This window comes from Paenibacillus sp. FSL R5-0473, assembly GCF_038004565.1.
Lineage (GTDB): Bacteria > Bacillota > Bacilli > Paenibacillales > Paenibacillaceae > Paenibacillus > Paenibacillus amylolyticus.
Window position 1 is genome coordinate 2,948,082 of the sequence record NZ_JBBORL010000001.1, and the last position, 22,785, is coordinate 2,970,866.

General features: G+C 45.8%; 19 protein-coding genes. 6 read left to right on the forward strand and 13 right to left on the reverse strand.

What is annotated here, in order from left to right; all coding sequences use genetic code 11:
• Window positions 1-160 precede the first annotated feature (160 nt).
• A complete protein-coding gene (locus tag MKY28_RS12680) occupies window positions 161-550 on the reverse strand; it encodes a winged helix-turn-helix transcriptional regulator (protein ID WP_280523071.1) in 390 nt (129 codons plus the stop codon).
• 177 nt (window positions 551-727) lie between these two features.
• On the opposite strand from MKY28_RS12680, the gene MKY28_RS12685 reads away from it, so the two are divergent.
• Window positions 728-1,288, forward strand: coding sequence for an NAD(P)H oxidoreductase (locus MKY28_RS12685; RefSeq protein ID WP_036608534.1), 561 nt, complete (start codon window positions 728-730; stop codon window positions 1,286-1,288).
• Window positions 1,289-1,480: 192 nt separating this feature from the next.
• Here MKY28_RS12685 and MKY28_RS12690 read toward each other — a convergent pair whose 3' ends face one another.
• On the reverse strand, window positions 1,481-6,706 hold the full coding sequence (locus MKY28_RS12690) for an S-layer homology domain-containing protein (RefSeq protein WP_340936105.1): 5,226 nt from the start codon (window positions 6,704-6,706) through the stop codon (window positions 1,481-1,483).
• Between the two features lie 453 nt (window positions 6,707-7,159).
• Window positions 7,160-8,716 carry an ABC-F family ATP-binding cassette domain-containing protein gene (locus MKY28_RS12695; RefSeq protein WP_017688769.1) on the reverse strand — a complete coding sequence of 519 codons (1,557 nt, stop codon included), beginning with the start codon at window positions 8,714-8,716 and terminating at the stop codon, window positions 7,160-7,162.
• Window positions 8,717-8,913: 197 nt separating this feature from the next.
• On the opposite strand from MKY28_RS12695, the gene MKY28_RS12700 reads away from it, so the two are divergent.
• The gene (locus MKY28_RS12700) at window positions 8,914-9,387 is read left to right on the forward strand and encodes an SET domain-containing protein (protein WP_036608537.1); all 474 of its coding nucleotides are present in this window, start codon (window positions 8,914-8,916) and stop codon (window positions 9,385-9,387) included.
• Between the two features lie 230 nt (window positions 9,388-9,617).
• On the opposite strand, the gene MKY28_RS12705 is transcribed toward MKY28_RS12700, so the two are convergent.
• From MKY28_RS12705 to MKY28_RS12735, 7 genes are all read right to left on the reverse strand, one after another.
• On the reverse strand, window positions 9,618-10,238 hold the full coding sequence (locus MKY28_RS12705; protein WP_235200736.1) for a DUF1349 domain-containing protein: 621 nt from the start codon (window positions 10,236-10,238) through the stop codon (window positions 9,618-9,620).
• A 37-nt stretch (window positions 10,239-10,275) separates the two neighbouring features.
• The gene (locus MKY28_RS12710) at window positions 10,276-11,622 is read right to left on the reverse strand and encodes a dihydrolipoyl dehydrogenase family protein (RefSeq protein ID WP_340936106.1); all 1,347 of its coding nucleotides are present in this window, start codon (window positions 11,620-11,622) and stop codon (window positions 10,276-10,278) included.
• 50 nt (window positions 11,623-11,672) lie between these two features.
• Complete coding sequence (gene opuFB / locus MKY28_RS12715) at window positions 11,673-13,187, reverse strand: osmoprotectant update ABC transporter permease/substrate-binding subunit OpuFB (RefSeq protein WP_340936107.1); 1,515 nt, start codon at window positions 13,185-13,187, stop codon at window positions 11,673-11,675.
• A complete protein-coding gene (locus MKY28_RS12720; protein ID WP_036608547.1) occupies window positions 13,180-14,154 on the reverse strand; it encodes an ABC transporter ATP-binding protein in 975 nt (324 codons plus the stop codon). Before MKY28_RS12720 ends, opuFB begins: the two co-directional genes overlap by 8 nt.
• Window positions 14,155-14,374: 220 nt before the next feature.
• A complete protein-coding gene (locus tag MKY28_RS12725) occupies window positions 14,375-15,235 on the reverse strand; it encodes an ergot alkaloid biosynthesis protein (RefSeq protein ID WP_076327885.1) in 861 nt (286 codons plus the stop codon).
• On the reverse strand, window positions 15,225-15,671 hold the full coding sequence (locus MKY28_RS12730; protein WP_076327884.1) for a nuclear transport factor 2 family protein: 447 nt from the start codon (window positions 15,669-15,671) through the stop codon (window positions 15,225-15,227). Before MKY28_RS12730 ends, MKY28_RS12725 begins: the two co-directional genes overlap by 11 nt.
• 132 nt (window positions 15,672-15,803) lie before the next feature.
• Entirely contained in the window at window positions 15,804-16,388 is a 585-nt protein-coding gene (locus MKY28_RS12735) for a TetR/AcrR family transcriptional regulator (protein WP_076327883.1), read from the reverse strand.
• A gap of 168 nt (window positions 16,389-16,556) precedes the next feature.
• Here MKY28_RS12735 and MKY28_RS12740 point away from each other — a divergent pair, with 168 nt between their 5' ends.
• Together MKY28_RS12740 and MKY28_RS12745 are read left to right on the forward strand one after the other, a co-directional pair.
• The gene (locus tag MKY28_RS12740) at window positions 16,557-16,919 is read left to right on the forward strand and encodes an iron-sulfur cluster biosynthesis family protein (RefSeq protein WP_076214772.1); all 363 of its coding nucleotides are present in this window, start codon (window positions 16,557-16,559) and stop codon (window positions 16,917-16,919) included.
• A gap of 226 nt (window positions 16,920-17,145) precedes the next feature.
• Window positions 17,146-17,919, forward strand: a complete 774-nt coding sequence (locus MKY28_RS12745; RefSeq protein ID WP_340936108.1) for a M15 family metallopeptidase — start codon at window positions 17,146-17,148, stop codon at window positions 17,917-17,919.
• A 134-nt stretch (window positions 17,920-18,053) separates the two neighbouring features.
• On the opposite strand, the gene MKY28_RS12750 is transcribed toward MKY28_RS12745, so the two are convergent.
• Entirely contained in the window at window positions 18,054-18,293 is a 240-nt protein-coding gene (locus tag MKY28_RS12750) for a hypothetical protein (RefSeq protein WP_235193803.1), read from the reverse strand.
• 130 nt (window positions 18,294-18,423) lie between these two features.
• On the opposite strand from MKY28_RS12750, the gene MKY28_RS12755 reads away from it, so the two are divergent.
• A complete protein-coding gene (locus MKY28_RS12755) occupies window positions 18,424-19,056 on the forward strand; it encodes a nitroreductase family protein (RefSeq protein ID WP_047842731.1) in 633 nt (210 codons plus the stop codon).
• Between the two features lie 257 nt (window positions 19,057-19,313).
• Here the strand turns inward: MKY28_RS12755 and MKY28_RS12760 are convergent, their stop codons facing one another.
• Window positions 19,314-20,474, reverse strand: coding sequence for a leucine-rich repeat domain-containing protein (locus MKY28_RS12760; RefSeq protein WP_340936109.1), 1,161 nt, complete (start codon window positions 20,472-20,474; stop codon window positions 19,314-19,316).
• A 167-nt stretch (window positions 20,475-20,641) separates the two neighbouring features.
• On the opposite strand from MKY28_RS12760, the gene MKY28_RS12765 reads away from it, so the two are divergent.
• Window positions 20,642-21,100, forward strand: a complete 459-nt coding sequence (locus MKY28_RS12765) for an AraC family transcriptional regulator (RefSeq protein WP_340029658.1) — start codon at window positions 20,642-20,644, stop codon at window positions 21,098-21,100.
• Between the two features lie 278 nt (window positions 21,101-21,378).
• Here the strand turns inward: MKY28_RS12765 and MKY28_RS12770 are convergent, their stop codons facing one another.
• Window positions 21,379-22,623 (reverse strand): aminopeptidase, encoded by a 1,245-nt coding sequence (locus tag MKY28_RS12770; protein WP_340936110.1) that lies wholly within the window; start codon window positions 22,621-22,623, stop codon window positions 21,379-21,381.
• Between the last annotated feature and the right edge of the window lie 162 nt (window positions 22,624-22,785).

Sequence of the window (22,785 nt, forward strand, 5' to 3'; positions counted from 1 at the left end):
TAATTTCTTCTCTCTAAAACCTAACACACCGGGTGTTAAGGGTCAATTTCGATGATTTTATAGCATTTATCAGTTTCGCTGATAAAGGACAAAAAACAACAAAAACCCTCCTTTTCAAATCAAGGACGGTTTTTGTTTTAATTTTAATTTGGCGGCCAGCTCAAGTTGAAGTTGAAAGTGGAATATAGTCACTAAAATGATCTCCAAGCACTCTGCTTTTATCTCCGTATACTCTGTCCAAGTGATTTTCTCCCCACAGACATATGCGGTCAATGATGTCCTGTAGTGTCAAGCCGTACTCTGTCAGCTCATACTCTACCTTGGGCGGAATCTGGGGATGAATGATCCGATGGATGATTTCATTCTTTTCCAGTTCACGCAGCTGCTGGGTTAAGACCTTCTGGGTAATGCCAGGAATGGCTCTGCGAAGTTCGCTTGTTCGTTTTTTACCTGATATCAGCTGGTGCAGAATAAGAATCCTCCATTTTCCACCGACTAGTTCCAGCATTGCCTGCACGCCACTCTCATATTTTTTCATTTCTTGTTCCACTTGTACTCCCCCATAATTCACATATATGTATACCCGTTATTAAAAGTAACCGAAGAACCCCAAAGTATCTACAGCACTCTCAGGTGCGTACTTCTCAAGAAGATGTCATGAAACTTATAATAACATTGGTCAGAATGTTTAACCAAAATAAAAAGAAAAAAGGATGGTTACTCCTACATGAAAGTTAAACTGGTCGTTACTCACCCAAGACAGGATTCCCTAACATTTGCCGTGATGAATCGTTTTATAGAAGGTATGCAGGAGAATTCCCATGAAATCGATATCCTCGATCTATATCATGACGGATTCGATCCCCTATATCGTGTAGAAGATGAGCGAGACTGGCAAAATCCCGATAAACAGCATGCCCCTGTGATTCGCAAAGAGCTGGATCGTGTGCTTGCGGCTGATGCGATTGTATTTGTTTTCCCGATCTGGTGGTACAACGTTCCCTCCATGCTCAAAGCTTATCTGGACAAAGTATGGAACATGGGGCTGCTGAACAAGGCAAACTCCAAAAAGGCACTGTGGATTGCACTAGCTGGGGGGACGGAGGCTTCATTCCATAAATACGACTATTACAACATGATTTCGAATTATCTGAATAACGGTATCGCGGGTTATGCAAGAATGCAGGAATCCCGAGTCGAATTCCTCTATGAAACCATTTCAGAATCCAAAGAACATATCGAAGGCTTGCTTGAGCAAGCATATCAAATCGGCAAACATTACAATTAACAATTCGCAGATATTACAGATAATAATTCGCAGACATTAGAGATAACAACTGCAAAACGATAGGAGGTTACTCGTTCGTTGAGTAACTGACTTTTCGCCCATGACGGGCGTACAATCAAGAAGGCTTACTCCAACCTGGGTTCCAGGTTAAAGTAAGCCTTCTTTTTCACACGCTACGATTCTGGTGTAACATCATTTCTTCCATACCAGTTTGCTCATCATCGCATATAACAACGTAGCCGATTCAGCTCGGCTCGCTTCGGCAAGTGGTTTCACCTCACCATTGTATCCGTGAGCGATGCCCAGATACACAAGTAATGCCACACTATCCCGGGCATAGGAGCGAATCTCGGAAGCGTCGCGGAAACGAGTAAGGTTATCTGTTACAGCCGTCTCGGAGTCAACCAGTCCAGCCGCCGCAAGTGCCCTCACTGTCAACGTCATCATCTCTTGACGAGTGATCGCGGACTCTGGCAAGAAGCGCCCGTCACCGGTACCACTGGTGATACCTAGCGAACGCGCAGCTGTAACTGCTTCGTAGTACGGAGCAGTTTCGTTTACATCAGAGAACGCATTCCCGGATGCAGCATTCAAACCCAGCGCAGTCATCAACCATTGCATGTATTGGCCGCGGGTCATCTCCTCTTTTGGATGTAACTGCGTGGAATCACCGCTTGCCTCAGCATCAATTACACCTCGGACAGCCAAAGCCTCCATTGCTTTCTTGGCCCACTGCACTTCTGCAAGATCTGTGAATGTCTGCTCCACAGGCACAACAGCATAATTTCCTGTGAGTGATGTTACGGAAAATACAAGCTGCCCGCTTTTTTGATCGTAGTAACTTTGCGGCAATGGGGTTGCCACACCGTTCGCGCCAATGGCAAATGCTACAATCCGATCCTGCTGAGCATTTTGTGAGGATTGGAATGGCAGACGAACTATTAACTGGCTTTCCGATGGCCATGGTTGACCATCCAGTTGAAGTTCAAGCTGGACTCCATATTTCGTGCCAAGCTGATCTGCGACTGTTTTTGGCAGCTCCGTTCTGACCAATCGGATTGATGCAATCCCATCACCAACGATATCCTTTGTTAACAGTGTCGCAGGAAGCTCCAACGTTCCCAGCTCTGTAACAATGTTGAACACATGTGACTCACCCTGATCTATCAAGGCAGCGGCAGGCAGAGACAATTCATATGCCGTTGCTCCCGAAACCGGCTTCAGCCGAAGTTCGACCAAGCGCTGGCCCGCATCTGTTGAGGGGGCAACTTTAAAAGCATCTTTAATCGTTGAAGCATCCACGTTGGACTGCACTAAACCCTTCTGATCTGACTGTCCCTGCAACTCCAGAACAGAACGGTCCTTTTCCGGTTTAGGTTGTGGTACCGCATTCTCTGCACTTGGGTTACCACTTCCTGATTGTCCGCCATTGCTGGATGAACCAGAAGCATCTCCTGGATTTCCACCGGAATTGCCGCCTGGACTACCGCCCGAACCAGGGTCCGTGCCTCCAGGGGAAGGAACAGATGCTGGCACCTTCACTGTCAACGGTATAGTCAGGGCTCTACTGTCGTCAGAAGTTCGAGTAATTTCCAACTCCAGTGTTACTGTTGTTTCCTTGGATGGTGGGACAATCGTTCCATCGGTTTGAATGACCGACGGTACCGAACTGGAAGCGATCTTCACCGTGAAACCTTGCGGCACGGATGGTAACTTCAGTTTTTTCGCACCTGCGGAAGGCTGTTCCAATGCTGTGATGCCTGTAGCTACATCGGCAGCGCTCTGCTGAGCCGTATGCACCTGATAAGCGGAAGATACACCTCTCAAGGATTGCCCCGTCGCATCCAAAGCTTCCACTTTGTAATAATATTCCGTGCCGGGGTTCAGTTCACTGTCCGTGTACTTCCGTCCATTGCCACTGTAAACCACCTTATACTCCCCTTGCTCACGATCTGAGCGGTAGAGCTTGTAGCTTGCTGCACCAAGATGAGCATCCCAGCGAAGCGTTGCGCTCGTTGAATCTAACGCATCAGCAGTAAGGCCAGCACTATCATTTGCAGGTGGAGCGGCGTCAGGTTTAACGATCATAATCCAGCTAATCATCGGGTCTTGCGATGCCGTGTTGCGCACGGTCAGTTCTAGCTTGTTGTCCGACACGCTGATGCCTTTATGGGCTCTAACACTGGCAGGCGTAAAAGTAACTGCTCCGGTATTGGTGCCATTGATGATTAAATTCGCTCTGCGCGATGTATTGGTCCACGGATCGTTGAATCCGGCGTACACATCGTATGACCCGTTTGGCACATCAAATCTATAGGTTAAGTCCGTGCCTTTAGGAGAATTGCCGACATTGCCACCGTTCAGATAACGTACGGTCGAGAATATATCCCCGCCATTCGAACCGGATGCCAGTGCATCTGCGCTGACATAACCCCAATTACGTCCCTCAGCCGGAGCGTACATCTGATCCGCAGTTTCCGGGTTCGCAAGCGTTCCTTTCATATAAGCACCCATGAGACTGTAATCAGCCGTTTCGTAACCTCCGCTATTCACGAAATAGAGTGTATTCTCCGGAATGACATTTACGCGAACTGCCTGCTTTTTGTTGTTATATTCCGGTGTCGTTACCTGTAATGTGAGCGGTCCTGGCTTGGCAAAATCTTCTGCCGTCATGGCCCGGTTATCAATCGTCCATACTGCTGGCGTTGATACCAGTGCTCCACCGTCGCGCACATTCAATGTTGTTGGCAGGGATGGTACTTTGCCAAGCGCCACAGCTTCTGGCAACGGATCAGCAATATCAACCTTGCCCATCGAATTCAGCAGATCAGGTGTCCAGCTGTTATACCACTTGATCGCGATGTCGGAGCCTATTCCAAACTCAATTGGCAAGAACACGTATTTTGCAGCGTCATTCGAGAAATTGCCACCATTCCAGGTATCCCCCACGTAAATGAATTTTCCTTTTTCTGGATCGACCGGAATGACGGAAGTGGTCTGTGTGCCAAATGCTTTGCCTGGATCGGGATCACTCGGCAACGTGCGCACGAACGGATTGGTCTGCGTTGACCACGGGCCAAAGATGTTGTCCGCCACCGTCACTTTGTTTTCGTTAGGGGCCCAGCCAGAAGCTCCGGAAGTCAAAATATAATATTTCCCCTGATACTTGAACATCGCCGGTGCCTCGCGTTGCCCTCCCGGGAACACACGCACGTAATCGACGCCGTATTCCGCCTGATAGGTGGAATCTCGTACCGGATTGCCTTTGTCATCCGTTCGTCCTTCCTTATGCCACCCTGTTACGTCACTGTAGTCTTCATTCAGTTTGGAGATATAGAGCGTCAGGTTTTCCTCACTGGAGTAGATCAGATAGCCAGTGCTGTCATCGTCCTTGAACAACGTCATGTCACGTGCCATACCCCGGTCGCTTGGGAAGAAATCTTTCTCCCCTTCGGGAGCTCTGTCCATGCGGTAACTCTTCTGATACACAAAAGGCCCTGTTGGAGAGTCGCTGATCGCATAACCGGCCCGCGCCTTACCGTAATTCGCATTATCGTTATAGGGGTCCTTGTCGCCGTCCATGTGGGCCCACATCACATATTTCTTCGTTTTGTCGTTGTAGATGACCTTTGGTCGTTCAATAATCCGTCCTTTGCGGATATCTGCCCAGATATCCACGCGGTCTTCACGCCCCGCATACAATTTGGAGATCAACGGGTCATTGTCAAAATCATCCATGGATTGAAGTGTTGTTAAAGCCATGCCTTCATCCGTCCAATTCATCAGATCCTTGGATGAATACACACGCACACCGACAGCTGGCCAGCCACCCGTGTGGTATTCACCATACCAGTAATACATCTCCGTCTGTTCATCATAGAAAAAGCCTGCCCCATGCGCATCAATCGGCTTACCGTCCAGATCTGGCCACAATTGCCCTGGTGTAATGCTTGTGCGAACTGTGGCAACACCAAGCGGTGCGGATGCTGGAGAAGTTACGCCTTCCACGGTCGCCTGAATGATGTAAAAATATCCTGTGCCCATCGTCAGACCGCTATCGTTAAACGTGTTTTCATTGCCACTATAGACCTGCTGATACGTACCCGTAGCACTGGTTGAACGGGACACGATATACGTTACATCAGATCCAGGCAAGACATTCCACCCCAGAGAGATTGATGTGTCCGTCACAGCTGTGGCAGCGAACTCTGCTGGAGAGTCAATGGAGTATGTCGTGGCTTCTGCAACAGTGAATGCTGACTCCCCAGCTGCGTTATAGGCTGTTACGCGATAGCTGTAGCTGGTGCCCGGCTCAAGTGCATTATCCGTGAATGTGAGCCCTTTCCCTTCGTATATCTGCTCGTATTGCTCACTGCCAGATTCGGCCCGAACCACGCGATAACCAGTTGACTTGTCCACAGCGGACCAAGATAGCTTCACGCTTGTGGCATTGAGTGCTTCGGCCTTTAGTTCGCCCGGAGCCTGTGGTGCTGCGGCTGTCGTCCGAACTTCCAGCGGAGCAGTCCATAATGATTCGGTTAGGCCTCCGTATTCATAAGCGAGCCTGTAATAATACACCGTATCCCCGCTCAATCCTTCATCCATGTGTTCCAAAGTTCCGGTACTGGTTGCCAGAGAATAACCGCCTTCAGGCGTAGAGGAACGGTACAAGCGATAGGCTGATGCTCCCGCGATTTCAGACCATTGCAGTGAAACCGAAGAAGCCGTCTGCTCAGCAATAGAGAGCTGAATATCGTTCCCAGGCGGTTGCTCGGCAATGGTCACGTCATCTGCATGTACCGACTGCCACTTATTCCGAATGCCCACAGTACCTGACCCGTATGTAGGATCGACCAGATCAAATACCAACCGATCGGAGCCGTTTTCCGCGATATACCCGCGAATGGTGGTACCTGATAACACCACTTTGAGCGTGTACCATGCGTTTTTGGCAAACGCATAATCCACCGTTTTCAGAGGTGTGTCTGATCCGTTCACCCGTTTGGAGAAAACGAGTTTATTATTGGGAACCTGCATTTGAAAATAGTAAAAGTTGCTCTTATCCTGAAACCGCGGCAATATTCCCGGATACCCCTGACCGGCTCCCGTGTAAAATCTCATGGACACGGTCATGTCCGACATGGAGTCTCCAGTAGAGATGATGCCTTCATTGGTATCACTCTGGAAAAGCGTGAAGTTGGACGTATCTGTCGGGTCCGCGAGTACTTCCCAATTGCCTGAGCTTACGTTCCACGCAGGTGATTCCGTGTAATTACCATCCGAAAAATCGTCCTGCAACAACGTGGCGGGTATACTGCTCAGATCGGCATACGCCTTACTCGGCAACATCAACGGTCCCGAAGACAGCGCAAGTGTTGCAGATAACATAAATATCATGGGTTTCCTGAGTTTATCCAATGTTCATTCTCTCCTTTGGCGTGAAAGATGAAAGCATGGTTCTTGTATGCGCGGTGTTGTTGTTCAGCCTATCCTTAGCAACCAGTGGTCAGTAACGAGCTCTTGTCCACCTCCTTATTTTAATGAAACCGGTTTCATTGGAGCGCAAAAAAAGACCCGTCTTCCCTTCTAAGTGCAATGATACTCATACGGAATACCGTGTTTTCTTTGCCCCTATGCAGTGAAACAGGTTTTTAATATATAAATGTAATCGCTTTCCTGAATTATATTATTGCCTTATTCAAGCTGTCAACTGTGAATTGGGCTCAAACATTTTTCGTTAAAACCACGCAAAAAAGGCGCGAGTTCTGCTTGTTCTGCAAGCAAAATTCGCGCCTTTTCTCACGCTTCGAGCTTGTTCGCAAGCTCGTACATGATTCGTAATCAAAAGCGGACTTTTTGAACAACCTCTATTTAGAATACCTTTGTTGTCCACGACTCACAGTTCCACGTCTCCGTAACGACATCACGGTAGAATTCCGGTTCGTGGGAAATCAGAAGAATACTGCCTTTGTAAGCCTTGAGCGCACGTTTCAACTCTTCCTTGGCATCAACGTCCAGATGGTTCGTCGGCTCATCGAGCACAAGCAGGTTGGTTTCATTATTGATCAGCTTACAGAGACGCACTTTAGCTTTCTCGCCACCACTCAGTACAGCTACCTTGCTCTCAATGTGTTTTGTAGTCAAACCACATTTTGCAAGTGCAGCACGCACCTCGAATTGGGTATACGAAGGAAACTCCTGCCAGATCTCTTCAATACACGTATTGTAGTTGGCATCCTTCATCTCTTGCTGGAAGTAACCAATCTCCAGATGTTCACCACGTTGAACGGTTCCTTCCAGAGCTTGAATTTCACCCAGAATACTGCGCATCAGGGTTGTTTTACCAATTCCGTTCGCACCAACGAGGGCAATCTTCTGTCCACGCTCCATACGCAGATCCAGTGGTCTGGACAACGGTTCGTTGTAACCAATCACAAGTCCTTTGGTTTCAAAAATGAGCTTGCCGGATGTTCTTGCATCACGGAAGTTGAACTGCGGTTTCGGTTTCTCCTTGGCGATCTCAATGACATCCATCTTGTCGAGTTTCTTCTGTCTGGACATCGCCATATTACGTGTAGCTACACTTGCTTTGTTCCGCGCTACAAAGTCCTTGAGGTCAGCGATCTCTTGTTGTTGGCGTTTGTAAGCCGACTCCAGCTGCTGTTTTCTCATCTCATGCACTTCCTGGAAGTGATCATAATCGCCCACATAACGAGTTAGATTCTGGTTCTCCATGTGATAGATCAAGTTGATTACACTGTTCAGGAACGGAATATCGTGAGAGATCAGAATAAAAGCATTCTCATATTCCTGCAAATAACGTTTCAGCCATTCGATATGCAATTCATCCAGATAGTTCGTAGGCTCATCGAGCAGCAAAATATCGGGTTTTTCTAGCAGCAGCTTGGCAAGCAATACTTTGGTACGCTGTCCACCACTCAGGTCATTGACGTCTTTATCCAGACCGATATCCGTCAGACCCAGACCACGTGCGGTTTCATCCACTTTGGCATCGATCATGTAGAAATCCTGGTTTGTCAGTGTATCCTGAATCGTACCCACGTCTTCAAGCAGTTGTTCAAGCTCCTCCGGTGTAACATCGCCCATTTTGCCATACATATCATTCATTTCCTGTTCCATATCAAACAAGTACTGGAACGCGCCGCGAAGTACGTCACGGATCGATTGGCCTTTGTTCAATACAGCATGCTGGTCCAGATAACCAACACGCATCCGTTTGGACCACTCCACCTTGCCTTCATCCGGCTGAAGTTTTCCTGTAATAATGTTCATGAAGGTGGATTTACCTTCACCATTGGCCCCGATCAGACCAATATGTTCGCCCTTCAACAGGCGGAATGAAACGTCGTTAAAGATAGCACGGTCACCAAAACCGTGACTTAATTTTTCTACATTTAATATGCTCATTCATGACACCTTTTCTATATAGACTTAATTCTTTGTATATTATAAGCGTTATATCCTGCACAACTCAACGCCATATTAAAAATTATTCCACCTTTTTGTCTGAAATTTGCCTTATATGAAAGTATGGGTTAAAATTTTGCCTTAACGAATTACTATTATATAGAACGGAGCTCTTCGAAGAGCATCAGGTGAAGATTATGATTGAAGTGAAACAATCCAAGTTGGGTGATGGTGGTGAGTTTAACCGCGGGGTATTTGCTACCGTTGATATTGCCAAAGGAACGCTTATCCATCAGGCACCCGTTGTGCCTTACCCAAATGAAGATCATGAGCATGTCGAAAAAACGATTTTGGAAGATTACGTGTTCGAATATGGGGCGAATCATACCGCGATTCTGCTCGGCTACGGCAGTCTGATCAACCACTCCTATGAACCTAACGCTACTTACGATATCAATTTTGATAACCACACCTTTGACTTCTACGCGTATACAGACATCAAAGCTGGAGAAGAAATCGTGATCAATTACAACGGTGAGGAAGACAGTATGGACCCGTTATGGTTCCTGGACGATTACGAGGAGCGTATGCTGGAGTTCAATAAGTCCAATGATGATGAGGTTGAAAAAGAGACCGAACCCCAGTCCCTGGATACGGACCCGAGTAAATAAACGTTAAACTCAAGTAAAGTTCGCAAGCACTCTATTGTATGTGCGAAAAGAACTCACTGACCCCGGTGAATGATGAAATGAGTAACTGAAGACTTTTCATAGTCCAAAGTTTAAACACACAAATAAGCAAGTCCTCCGTTAGTGGAAGACTTGCTTATTTGTGTTGTCTTGCTTTCTAAACCAGGTACACGTGTTCATGTTTCATTGTTTATCGTGCATCTTAACTTGTTTTAATCTGTAATCGGCGGATCTGTATGCAAGTCTTGATCGGGTGTCGTGGATCTCCACTTGGTAAAGGCTACCTCGAAACCTGCTCGCTTTGGTGAACACAGAAATGGACCAGCATGTTTGTTCGTCGGATAGGCAAAACGTGCAACCCGAATCGTACGCCAAGGATGCTCATCTGTGCGAGCACGAATGACAACAGCCTCATTACTGTAGGAGGCTCTGATTGTTACGATTCGTCCACCCCACTCTGGCACAGGAGAGAGTGACCAATCTGAATACGTATCCGTCACGACAGCTCCAACATGTGCCACGCCATCATTAACCTCAACTCCAGCCTTGATCCATTGGTCTTCTCCGTACCATAACATTAGTCCAGCCTGATCATACAATTCGGTGAATGAGCTTAGATCAAACGATACCTCAATCGCTTCCGTTCCGTCCCATGGAGCAAGCATGGCGTGTCCATCCCGATGACAGAACCCGTAGAATGTGTTCTCCCAGAAGTCACTGCCTTCCCGAGCTTCCACAACGAAACGATCCCCATCCATCCGTGCAGCAACGGGTTCCTTCGTCCACTTTCCTTCATGAAGCCCAATAAAATCCGATGACATCGTTGTTTTCATCCTTCCTTCCATCCCAAAGGGGAGTTCATCATCACTTCTAAATTAAAGAACCCAGGTCCGATGCAGCAGTAGGATATGCAAAATTCATGGTGTTTAACTGATCGATAGTCAGATTGAACTGAATCGCCATTGCAAAAAGATTGATCAATTCTTCTGTTTTGCTCCCGAGCACATGTGCACCCAGAATACGCCCGGTTGATTTGTCGATCACCACTTTGGCCATGGCAAATTTTTCATGAGTTCGCTTGTAAGTATACCATTTCGACATATCATTTACCTGCACCTCGTAGCCCTCTTTCTTGGCTTGTTCCGTGCTCATACCTACAGCTCCAAGGGCAGGGACAGTAAACACAATAGAAGGCATCACTTTATAATTTGGTTTGTGTTGATTTCCCTCCAACAAATTGAACGATACAGCCCGGGATTCCTGACCTGCTAACGGGGTTAAAGGCAACCCTTTTGTATCCGTTACATCGCCAGCAGCATACACTCTCGGATTACTTTCACTTTGTAAGTACTCGTTCACCGTAATCCCCTTTTTGCTGTAGCTGACGTTGGCTTTCTCCAATTCCAGCCCATCCACATTAGGAACACGCCCGGCTCCATGAACGACAAGTCCGCACTGCCACTGGTGATCTGCACCATTACGTGTGCCATGAACAACATAGGCGTTCCCCTCTTGCCGTATGGACTTCACCTCCGCATTCAAGTGAACATGAATGCCGATCTCTTTCGATTTTTGTAACAGAGATTCCACCAGCTCCGCATCAAAAGATTTTAAGGGCTGATCACTCCGATGCAGGATATGGACTTCCGTCCCGGCTCTGGCCGCAATATGCGCAAACTCAAATGCAATGTATCCACCACCTACCAGAACTAAACGATCCGGCAACTGTTCCAGATCCAGAAAGTCATCACTATATATAAGATGCTCTGAGCCCTCAATCTCAAGTGGCGCAGGTCTTGCACCGGTAGCAATCAGGATGTGTTTGCCATGGAGCACTTCTTCTCCAACTTGAATATGATTTTCATCGACAAATGAAGCTTTACCATGGAACGTATCCATTCCGGCCTGTTTGAATTGATCTTCACTTGCTCTAGGTATGCTCTCGGTAAAGGTGCGTTTAAAGGCCATAAGTTCAGACCAGTTGATGGTCGCCTGTCCCTGAATTCCTTTTCCTTGCATCCGTTCATTCCAGTCAATCAGCTCAGCCGCTCCAGCCAGCACTTTCTTGGGATCACAGCCACGCAGTGCACACGTTCCGCCGAACTCACGTTCATCAATTACAGCGATTTTCCAGCCAGCTTCAGCGCAACGGGTGATAACAGAGCTTGCCGCGCTTCCTGTGCCAATTGCAATCAAGTCATACGTTTCTTGTGTCATCATGGTTCCTCCTCATCCTTTTGGTGCATCTATTGCAGGGATGCCTGAAGTTACAGCAATCCAGCCTGTTTAAGGTACTCTGCTGCAACCTGTTCAGGATTCTCTCCCTCTACGTTCACGTCATAGTTCATCTGACGCATCTCATCATCCGTAATTTTGCCAGCAAGCTGATTCAGCACCTCAACCAGTTGTGGATATTGATCTGCCGTTTCTTGACGCAGTATCGGCGCACCTTGATACGGCGGGAACAATTCCTGGTCATCCTCCAGCACAACGAGTTCATATTGTCTCAACTCACTGTCTGTGGAGTAAGCATCAACGAGATTAATATCTCCGCGCTGAAGAGCACCATAGCGAAGCTTGGGTTCCATTGTTGCAACGTTTGGGAATTCAATCCCATACTTTTTCTGTATGCCAAGGTATCCGTCTTCCCGATCCGAGAATTCAAGTGTGAATCCTGCTTTGATCTGCTGCTCAACCGGTTTGAGATCCGAAATGGTCTTGAGATTGTATTGATCTGCGATGCTCTTTGGAACGGCCAACGTATACGTATTGTTGTAATCCATAGGGTTCAGCAGCACCATGTTGAACTGGCTTAACATTCCGTCTCTTGCTTGTTCGTAGACCTCGGTTCGATCCGTACTCACAGCCGTCTCCTTCATAAATTCGGAGATCGCTGTCCCCGTGAATTCGGGATAGATGTCAATATCACCCGACTTGAGTGCATTGAAAAGGAATGGCGTTTTACCCAATCCGGGTTTTAGTTCAACGGTCAGGTCTGTGTCTTTTTCGATTAACAATTTGTACATATTAATGAGAATTTCGGGTTCCGCCCCCAATTTCCCGGAAATGACGAGATCCTTCTGACCACCACGTGCCACGAAGGGAATGGTAATCACAAGTATCGCGATTATTGCCAGCGAACCAAGGGTAACCAATGTTTTCTTGAAGGATAACCGCTGGAACTGACGTAATAGTACATCAAACAAAATCGCCAGCAATGCGGCCGGAATGGCTCCAAGAATGATCAGTGCCGTATCGTTCCGATCAATGCCCAGCAAGATTAATGCACCCAAACCTCCTGCGCCGATCAAGGCAGCAAGTGTCGCCGTTCCTACAATAAGCACCATCGCGGTCCGAATTCCGGCCATAATGACAGGCATCGCCAGTGGCAGTTCCACTTTGATTAGACGTTGCCAACTATTCATGCCCATCGCATTCGCCGCTTCCACCATGGAAGGATCAACTTCGGATATGCCTGTGTACGTGTTGCGGAGTACCGGAAGCAGCGCATACACCACCAGTGCAATGATTGCAGGAAGTGTGCCTATGCCGAATAACGGGATGAGCAATCCGAGAAGCGCCAAGGAAGGTATCGTCTGCAACACAGCCGTAACCCCAATAATCGGTTCAGCGACTTTTGGCTTGCGTGTCAAGTAAATACCAAGCGGAATAGCGATGAGGACAGCAAAGAACAATGCGATAAATGAGATCTGAATATGTTCCAGCAGAGCAGACAACAACTGACCTTTGCGCTCACTGAACACCTCCGTGAATCTACTCATGTTCTTCACCTCGTTCCTGTAACTGACCAGACCAGTATTTCATCAGATCAACTCGACTGATCTCGCCAATAATCTGGCGGTTACGTTCAACCAGCAGATGGTCATGGGAAGCCATGATATCAACTAATTCCGTTAACGTAATGGATACAGGAACGGCAGTTTTGGCTGATTTTGGCACATGACCCGGTGAGAGTGGTGACATGATGGATTCGAGATCAAAATCAGATTGTGAACTCGTATCGGTGTTAGGACTTCCAACAAATTCACGTACGAAATCATTAGCTGGCTGTCGGATCAGTTCTTCCGGGGTGCCTACCTGCAAAACCTGTCCATCCTTCATAATGCAGATGCGATCCCCCAGCTTCATCGCTTCCTGAATATCATGGGTGACAAACACAATTGTTTTTTTCATCTGACGCTGGATATCCAGAATATCGTCCTGTAATTTCTCCCGACTCATTGGATCGAGTGCACTGAACGGTTCATCCATCAAAACTATCTCGGGATCGGCAGCGAGTGCACGCAACACACCAATTCTCTGCTGTTGTCCTCCGGATAACTCGGACGGTTTACGCTCACTGTACGTATCTCCGTGCAAACCCACCATGTCCAGTAACGTATGTACACGCTCCTTGATTTGATCTGACTTCCACTTTCGCAGTTCAGGAACAACTGCAATATTTTCGGCAATTGTCATATGCGGGAATAGTGCAATCTGTTGCAGCACATATCCTATATTCCAGCGCAATTCGTGAATGTTGTATTCATCGATTGGGCGTTCATTAATGCGCACTGTTCCATCTGTTCGTTCAATCAGGCGATTGATCATTTTGAGCATGGTGGTTTTGCCACATCCACTCGGACCAATCATGACAAACAGTTCTCCCTTGTTAATGTTGAGGTTAACCTGACGCAAAGCCGTTGTTCCATCAGGATATTGTTTTGATACATTTTCGAACTGAATCATTCGCTCTCTTCGCCCCTTTATCTAGGGCGTGTTTCAGACACGCCCTAACATTCATCTTCATCTATTTCCCCAAAAGTGTGTTCGTATAATCACTGCTTTCCTTAGTGTCCCTTGTTAGGGAGAGAACCATATTCGAATCAACGATGTCAACATGCTGGTAGACATGCAAAAAGACGGGCACTAGGCACCGTCTTCTCATAATATGAAAATGTTTCTTCCATTATTTCCATACTTCCATATGATTCTGAATAAATTGCTCGAATGAAATCGGGTTATTCCCCGTTAATTTTTTCACCGTATCCGTCGTCTGATCTTCTCTCCCCTCCTCCCGGATAGGCACATCCAGTCCTGCGAGGGCAGTAGCGTATTCTTCTGACATTCCTGCGCGAATCATGCTATTCCTCAATTCATCATCGGACAAAGATTCATGCTGGATGGACTGACCCAGTACACGGCTCAAGACGTCTGCAACCTGTCCATAGGACAACGTCTCCGGCCCTGTAATAATATGCTCCGTATTATGAGGAACAATATCCGTCAGAGCATGGAACACAACTGCCGCGATATCATCTGCACTAACAAATCCAATTTTCCCTTCACCCGTAGCACTGTATATTTTCCCGAGTTGTTTCGTCGTCTCCCGATGCGGTCCCTCCGTAAAGTTCTCCATAAAATAGGAAGGCTGCAATACAGCCCACTCAGGAGCATGGGCTTTTATATACTGATGTACTTTGCCAAAAATAGGGCCATCTCCATCAATTGAAGCACTGCCAAGTAAAACGAATCGCTTAACGCCGTTCCACAATGCTTCCTTGATGAACGGAATGATGACGTCTTCTGGGTTCATATCCATGACTGGCATGACAAGGTACACCTGATTCACATTTTTCAGCGCCAGCGCATATGTCTCGGAATCATACCAATCAAAATAGACATAATTATCGGCAGAACCAGAAAGAGATGGTTTAGTTCTTCCTGCCAAACGCACCGGATAATGATGCTTTTGAAGTATGGCCGCAACACGGCTTCCTGTCTTTCCATTAGCTCCGGTAATAAGTGTCAACGGTTTATCATTGATCATGCTTGTTTCCTCCTAAGTCCGATTCGAGTACGACCATCGGATTCCAATAGTCTTTATAATGTGTAATTTTTTCATTAGAGTGGCTCACTACAGAGATGTACGTTTGGTTGTATGGCTTGCCTGTAACTAATGAACGCCCTTTACAAGTAAATTCAGCCACAAACTGTTGTTTCGTGGAATCAGCCAAGATCACCGGTTCAGAAAACTGCTGAATTTCAATCATCTCCAGTAGATTATGAAGATGATTCGTAATTGCGGCTTTGCCTTCCAGTTTCTGAGGATATCCTGCTGGTGCATATGGGAATTCGAAAATAGCGTCAGATGTATATAGCTCCAACCATTGTTCTAGTTTTCCCTCCAGTAGCAATTGAGTAAATCCATGCATGATCCGATACGGTATACTATTGCCCGCTTCCAACTGCTGAGATTGTGTCATCCTTATTTCCTCCTTCAGTTTGTTTGGTGTTCTTTTTCCAGACCAATCGGTCTATAATAGTCAAAAAATAAACGCTCTAAGCGTCCATTTTCAAGAAAACGTAAAGAATTCTTACTCAAATCATGTAAAACGTTAATCCATAGCCCTTAGGGTCATCTGTACAAAATCTCGTAGCGCTTCTGCGCTTGCACCGCTCTTCGCTGTAAAGGTCAATGAGAGTCGGGAATAATTCAGAAAACGGGCAAGCCCGGGCAATTCTTCCTCTGCATGCCTCAATTCGCCACTCCTCTGGCCTCGTAACAGCGCAGTATGGAAAACATCTTCCATTTGTTGGTTAGTGGTTTGAATAAAGGCCGCGATTTCGTGATTTTGTGGTGCCTGTTCAACCGCGCTATTAATGATGAAACATTCATTACGACGTTCGTTGTCTGTCAACACGTTAACCGCTTCGTTGAACAACTCGGTCACGCCTTGCCTCACACTTGTGCATTCGTTTAATAGTTTGATCCCCGCCTCTGTCTTCTGCTGAATATAGAATTTAAGAGCAGAGACAAATAAATCATGTTTAGTTCCGTAGGTGTCATACAGGCTTTGCCGCGCAATGCCAAGTTCACTCAGCAGTAAGCTCAAAGATGTACCTTCATAACCGTACGCTCCAAATACAGACGTTGCTTTTCTTAGAACAGTCTCCGTGTCGAACTCCTTGGCTCTTCCCAATTTAAGACCTCACCTCCCTATTCATTAACTAAAGAATACCTTTTCCAGACTGATCAGTCAAGAAAATAAATGCTTTGATTTTTGCCAAAGTGGTATAATGGGAATAGAAGCTGAATGAATTCTTTTACCATTTACCAACCATGACCACATATAAAGGAGTGTACCTATATGTATATTCAAATTACAGATTTGGCTGCAAAACGATTGACGGAAAGCCTGAATGACCAACCTGGATATTTCAAAGTGATCTATGACTTGGAAGGTTGCGGATGTAACGGAGTTATCGCTATTATCATTGTTGATGAACTTGCGGCTCTCGACGCGCAGATTGAAACCAATCTGGTGCCATTCTATGTTGATCCGAAGCAGCAGCTAAACCTTGAACAACACATGAAGCTGGATACAGAAGAGAATTATCCTTCTTTCAAATTAAGCAGTGATTCTGGTGTGCTCAGCGCCAACGTTCGCGTTCGTGACACCCGTGCAGTAACTGCGGGAAGCTCCGGTGGATCCGACGCCTGCATGCTGTAACACAGTCTCCAGCATATTCGAAGTAATCTAGCATTATCTCTCTTCACATCAAAAGCCGTTGCATCTAATGCAACGGCTTTTTCATGTATACTGCCTCTACGAGAGTTGAAGAAGAAGAATCTAGCAAACTTTGTTTACAACTCGGAAACAATTGGAGAACCTATGGATATAATCCTCTAGTATACTCGGTATATAGATTCATATATTCCGAGGAGGAACACACATCATGAAATCTTTTACTCGTAAATCCATCATATCTACAATTCTCATAGGCTCTGTTGTAGCAGGTTCTGCTTTTACTACGTTTCCCATCACTTCAAGCCTGAATCCTGTCGCGTCTGCTGCAAGCTCCAGCTTCACTCAATTTCTGCATGATAATGCACCTGGTCGTACAATCAAAACGATTAAAAATGTGGCAACTGTGACCAATGTGTCCAGTACGGTTGTACTTGTCAATAAAAAGAGAAATCTACCTTCAACTTATGCACCTCAAGATTTGGTTTTACCTAATATTCCTTTTAGCTTCTCAGGTTCCAGTCCGAAGAAACAAATGCGTAAAGTGGCTGCAACCGCGATAGAGAAATTATTTGCCGCTGCCAAAAAAGACGGCATCGATATCAAAGCGGTGTCGGGCTATCGCTCGTATGCGACTCAGAAATCGATCTTTGACCGTAATGCCAGCATCAAAGGTGAAGCTGTTGCCAATAAAACAAGTGCTCGGCCAGGACAAAGCGAACATCAAACGGGTCTAGCCATGGATATCTCCAGCGCTTCGGCTGGTTACGATCTTCAGCAAAGCTTTGGCAACACCAAAGAAGGCAAATGGCTGAAAGCCAATGCCCACAAATACGGCTTCATCATCCGTTATGGCAAAGATCAGGAGAAATTGACTGGTTACTCCTATGAGCCATGGCATGTACGTTATGTTGGGGTATATATTGCTGGTGAGATTACCAACCAGAAACTTACGCTGGAGCAGTATTTGGAACGTGCCAAATAAGACAGGTTTGAACCCAGAGCTTAGACAGTTATGTGATTAGATAAAAGAAGCGTGACTATAGATAACATGGCTGAAGGAGAAGATGGGGCCACAACTGGCCCTCTTCTGCTTCAATTTTTCATTTACACACTTCATCATGTCCCAACGATTTTTCTAAAGACCAGTGGCAGTCTCTTCAGACCTTCTGTTCCAGCCCAAGAGCCTACTCCTGCAAGTATTACATTATGGCACAAATAAAGTGCGACATTGTACACGATAGGGCCTAGAATAATCTCCACGACTACAAAACGTTTTAACGTCGAAGATTGGATCACATATACCCGAAATTCATGAGGGTCATGTCCTCCCATATACCTTGCGATCAATGCTTTCATGAATCACCTCTAGTGTTTTATTTTAGCGTATGGCAGACGATCCTTGTCTTATTCTAAAATAATACTTACATAAAGTAACTAAGTGTGTTATAGTCAGTTTATAAATCATACATAAGCGAGGGAAACTACCATGAGTGAGTTGGAGAATCTAGTCAAAAACCGTAGATCGGCCGTTATTTTTGAAGAAGGAATTGAAATTTCGGATTTGGAACTGCAAGAAATGTTTGCCCTGAATAAATTTGCACCATCTGCCTTTAACCTGCAACACACGCACTATCTTGTGATTAAAGACGAGGAACAGAAAGAGAAAGTCTATGAGGCTTCCCAGCAATATAAGGTAAAAACAGCTTCTGCAGTCATCGTGGTATTGGGCGACGTCAACGCGCATCATCATATCCGCACGATTAACGAAGGCCTGCTGAACCTGGGCGCTCTTACTCCGTTCCAATACGAGCAGGAATCCCAAAGTGTCACCGAATTTTACGAATCTCGCGGCAGATTCTTCCAACGTGAGGATGCGATTCGCAATGCCAGCCTGTCTGCCATGCAATTGATGCTGATCGCTCAGGATCGCGGTTGGGACACTTGTCCAATGATTGGTTTTGACTCGGAAGAACTGCAACGGAGTCTGGAAATCCCTAACCATTACGTACCCGTTATGCTGATCACCATCGGCAAAAAGTCGGAAGCCAAACAGCGCCCACGCGGTTACCGTAAACCGATTAACGAATATGTTAGCTTTAACAAAATGCACGCTGAATAACATATAATATAAGTTGAACTAACATTTACACGATAACGGAGAGGACAGAAAAAACCTGAAAAAGCGAAGCGTTCGCCTAAAAGCTTTCTGAAAGAAAGCTGCATCGGAAGCATACGCTATCCCCGGATTTTCCCCTTTAGAAAAGGAATGGAATTAAAATCTGGGGATAACAGCGATTGGAAGGTTGTTCTGTCATCGTAGTGTCAGTGTAAATAATCTTTAGTTCAACACAACAAAAAAGCCACGATCTCGTGGCTTTAATACGTTTCATAGATCAACGTATCCAACATGTGAAATTCATCGTCAAACTCCGCATATATGTACAGTCGACCAGCAGGTGTATCCCCCGCATCATAACCCAATCGGAAATATTGATCTCCCTGAAATTCTGCATCAGCCAAAATCAATGCATTGATATCTTCGTCCGGATGACCCTCGGCAATGGTTTTAAGTGCCTGCTCACCTAGCATGTCCCACCGTTTCCACGTCTCTTCCATATATGGGGATAAGTCCTCCATCTCTGTCTTAGTTGAAACCTGTGCAGTGACTACCAGTTCTTTATCCTGAATAAGTAAGCTCATCTGATAGTTGGACATCGAGACGTCATACTGAAACAACCCCATACCCGGAACTTCATGATTGGATTCAAACATTAGATTATCTGCATACTGCAGTCTTTCCATCTTGGGATTAGCGCTATAATCCAACTCGGTTAATTTGTTCTCGGAACAGTACAACTCTTTTAGTTGTACGTTATGGCGAATATCCAGCTTGCTAATATGGTTGTTAAAACAACGGACACTCTCTAAAACCATATTTGAACGAAAATCCAACTGTTTGATATGATTGTGGTTACAACGAAGTTCAATCAAGTTTGGACAACTTGTTACATCAAGTTCTAACATGTAATTGTTGGCGCAATCAAGTCGCCGCAGTTGCTTATTGTGTTCAAGTTCAAGTGAGAAAAGAGCGTTATAACTGCAACTAAGTTCCTCCAACTGCTCAAGGGGCTCCGAAGCCAGCTCCGACAACATATTCCAATGACACTCCACCGTTATAAGTTTGGAATTATGAGAAAGATCCAATTTGCGAAGTCGATTAAAACTGCAATCCAGCACCTGCAATTCCGAATTGGAACTGAGGTCCAGTGTAAGAAGCTGATTCTCTCTGCAACGTAATATCCTCAGCTTGTGATTCTGAGTAAGATCCAGACCGGTCAATTGATTATAGGCACAATCCAACTCTTGAAGACCCCTGAAATACTCGATTCCATTAAGATTGCTAATATTGTGATTGGAAAGTTGCAATATCTCAACCTCACAAACGTCACTCTCCTGAATGACATCCCGCTGATCACAAAAATGATCCAACACAACTTGCCTGAAACGTTTATCCGTGAAGACATAAGTAATATCCATGTATGACGCCTCCCCCTCTCGTTTTGCTCTATTGGAACAGTCTTCCAACATATTATCACTATTCTATGAGTTTCGTCGCCGGGATTCAACAATTACCTAAGCAAATTCTTTTATACCATGTTAGCATCCAACATGTAAGAGAAAACCATATAGAGAGGATGATTTTCATGGAAATGGTTATCGAAAACCTTCCGTCATACCGTATCGCCTATGTTCGACAAGTTGGTCCGTATGGGCCTGCCAATGCTCAAGCGATGAATACGCTGAAACAATGGGCAGACAAAAAACAACTGCTTCATGAATCAGCAATTTTATTCGGTATTCCACAAGATGACCCGGCGAGCACACCTCCTCAGAACTGCAGATATGATGCCTGTATTGTTATCACTGAATCTGAACGTCTGGAAGATGAGTTTGTTGAGATAGGCGAGTTATCAGGCGGAGATTATCTCATCTGTAAAGTGAAGCACACGGCAGAAGCTATTCAGCAAGCATGGAATGTGATCATCCCTCATTTACAAACAAGTGGTTATCGGATGGACAACAAGCCGGTTATAGAACGATATCGTTGGGAGCTGCTCAATCAGCATTATTGCGAGATATGTGTGCCTGTAAGACCCGTGTAATCCATGTTACGAGGAAAAAAAAGTGACTTCAAATTGAAGTCACTTTTTCGTTCAGGTAATATTACTGCTACTATTTATGTTGAACTAATCATTTACACGATAACGGAGAGGACAGAAAAAACCTGAAAAAGCGAAGCGTTCGCCTTTATCCCCGGATTTTCCCCTTCGGAAAAGGGAATCAAAAAAATTCTGGGGATAACAGCGATTGGAAGGTTATTCTGTCATCGTAGTGTCAGTGTAAATAATCTTTAGTTCAACTTATATAACTAAATTAGATATTAAAATGCCCAGTTGCCTCTACGGAATACCGGCTCGATTGTACCGTCTTGTAACTCACCATCGATATCCAGTTCAGCGGAACCAATCATGAAATCAACGTGAGTCAAGCTCACATTGCACTCATGCTTCAGCAGCTCTTCGTTCGACATGGTTGTGCCATCTTTCATGTTGAATGGATACGCACTTCCCACAGCCAAGTGGCAAGATGCATTTTCATCAATACCCGTATTGTAGAAAATGCGATTCAGGTTGGAGATTGGGGAGTCATGTGGTACTAGTGCGACCTCACCCAGATAACGTGCTCCTTCATCGGTGGCAAACAGGTTCTTCAAATGCTCTTCACCGGATGCTGCCGTAAACGCTACAACCTGTCCATCCTTGAATGTGATTCTCATCTGGTCTACCAGTTGCCCGTTCAGGTTCAAAGGCATGGTGCTGCTGACATATCCATTCACTCCGCTGCGCTTAGGCATAGTGAATACTTCTTCAGTCGGCATATTGGCGACCGTGTATACGCCTTGTTTATTTTCGCTACCACCGCCACCCCAGATGTGGTTGTGGACCAATTCAATTTTCAAGTCTGTACCTGGCGCACGGTAATGCAGGCTTTTATAGTTCTTTTTATTCAACAAGTCTCCCATTGCAGTCAAGGTTTCCAGATGCTCTCTCCAATTTTGTACGGCGTCTCCGCCATCCACACGGTTCATTTTGAAGATGGTTTCCCACATCACATTGATCCGGTCTTCTTCCGGGATGTCGGCAAATACTTTGTTCGCCCAAGCTTTGGTTGGGGCCTTGATCAGACACCAGCTAATTTCATGGTTGCGTGTGTATTTAGCATATCCGCGACGTGCGTGTGCAGCTGCCTTAGTAGCACGGGAAACGCTGTCGGAGTCAATTCCATTATACAGTTCAGGATCTGGAACTTTGATCGTCAGGGTAGCGCCGCCTGCTTCTGCAAACTTCTCCATCATATCCGCTTTCCAGGCTGGATAATAGTCAAAGCTGTCATTGGAACCATGTTCAAAACGACTGCGGGTAATGTTGTCGTCATCGAAGTCCACTTGTACATAGTTTGCACCAGCCGCATAGGCTTTTTGCACAATCAGACGTGTGAATTCAAGCGTTTCGATCGGTGCAGTAACGAGCAGATCCTGTCCTTTTTGAATATTCACGCCAACTTTAACAACTAGTTCTGCGTATTGTTCCAATGACTTTTCAAAGGTCTGTTCAAATTGACTCATGGTTGTGTTCACTCCTGTTTCATATATTATGGCATGGTTTGCAAACTTGGGATCTGTTGAGTGGCCTTTACAGCGAAGGATCGTTCTTTAGATCGTCGTTGTCTCCAAATTTTCTTCATCGTATTTTTCAAAGGTTAATATTCGGAGACAAATACGACCGCT